The sequence below is a fragment of the Streptomyces sp. STR69 genome (assembly GCF_024519455.1).
Lineage (GTDB): Bacteria > Actinomycetota > Actinomycetes > Streptomycetales > Streptomycetaceae > Streptomyces.
The window spans coordinates 1-1,474 of record NZ_JALJRY010000083.1; the positions used below are offsets into that span (position 1 = coordinate 1).

The 1,474-nt window shown below is 74.4% G+C and carries 1 protein-coding gene; it reads right to left on the minus strand.

What is annotated here, in order from left to right:
- The coding region (locus OC490_RS49040) for a hypothetical protein (RefSeq protein WP_262064551.1) at positions 1-1,474 on the minus strand (1,474 nt) is incomplete at both ends.

Here is a 1,474-nt window from a genome sequence, read left to right on the forward strand (position 1 = left end):
GCCGCTGGTACCGGACTTGGACGGCCCGCTCTTCTTCGGCTGCTGTTTCGTCGGCTTCGGCGTGGGCGTGGACGTGGATGCGGCCGTGGTGGCCGGCCCCGGGGTGTGAGTCTGACCGCCGGCCGGGAGAGGGGCGGGTCGGCCGTCGGGGGTGGGCCAGCGGGGCGGGGTGGTGGCGAAGGTGGTGCGCAACGACTGTTCGGGGGCCGGGGCACTGTCCTGGACGTCACTGGACAGACCCGGCAACGCGGCGGTGGCCGACACCTGTTCGGCGGCGGCCTGTATCTGCGCGGTGACCGCGGCGACGACCCGCCCGTTGCGCCGGGTGACCTCGTTCTCGGCCTCGGTCACACGGCCCTGGGCCACGGTCTCCTGCTTCCTGGCTTCCCGCAGGTTCCGGTCCTGGAGGACGACGTCCGCCGCGTCCTGCCGGGCCTTCTCCACGGCCTCCTCGTGCTTCCCCTCCTCCTGGCGGATGCGGGTCGGGCCCACCTCGACGATGCGCTTCGCCTTGTCCAACTCGGGCCGTTCGGCGGCAAGTTGGGTGGCCGCCTGCCGGATCGCGTCGTTCGCGTCGGCGATTGCCGGGAGCACGGCCCGCACCCGGGGGTCGTCGGCGACATCGGCCGCCGGTTCGTGGGAGCGCGGGGCGCCGGGTACGGCGGGGGTGGGCGGAACCGGCACGGGGGCGGGAGCGGGAGCGGCACTCGACTGCCCGTTCTTCGCGGCCTGTTCGGCGGCGGCGCGCGCGGCGGCGATGCGCTCGGTGCGCACGGCGTTCTCGGTCTGCGTCAGCCGCGCCAGGGCCGTCTGCAGATCGTGGCGGCCCGTGGCCTCGTCCCGCGCATGCTGCTGGATCACCGACGGCAGGGTGGTGACGGTGCTCCGGGCCTCCGCGAGGTCCCGCTTCATCCGTTTCACCAGCGCCTCGGCCTTGCGCGCGGCCTCGGCGGAGGCGGCGGCCGTCTCCGTCGCCCGCCGGTGGACGTCGATCGCGCCCGTGACCGCGAGCCGCGCCTTCCGATGGGTCTCTACGGCGGTGGCGTGCGCCCGGTTGGCCTGCTGGAGGGCGGCGGTGAGGCGGTTCAGGAGCTGCGGGGTGTCGGTGAGGGTGTGGGTGGCGTTGTGCAGGATTTCGGCCTGGGTGTCGAAGGCGTTCCACGCGGTGGTCAGGTCCGGGTCGGCGGTGATGAGGGCACCTTCGGGGGTGAACTCCCAGCGACGGATGCCCTGTTGGTCGCGGGTCATCAGTTCCACCGGGCGATGGCCGAGCACGGCGGTACGCGAGGCGGCGTAGAGGGCCTGGCCGAGGCGGGCGCCCTGCGGGTCGTCGCCGAGGGCCGCCCAGAACTGCACGCCGTGGCTGCCTGCGGGGATCGCGGCATGGAGGCGTTCGGGCAGGGTGTGCGGCTGGGCGGTGGCCCAGTCGGGGACGAGCGCGGGCAGGTCGTGGACGTTCGGCGGCGACTCGGCC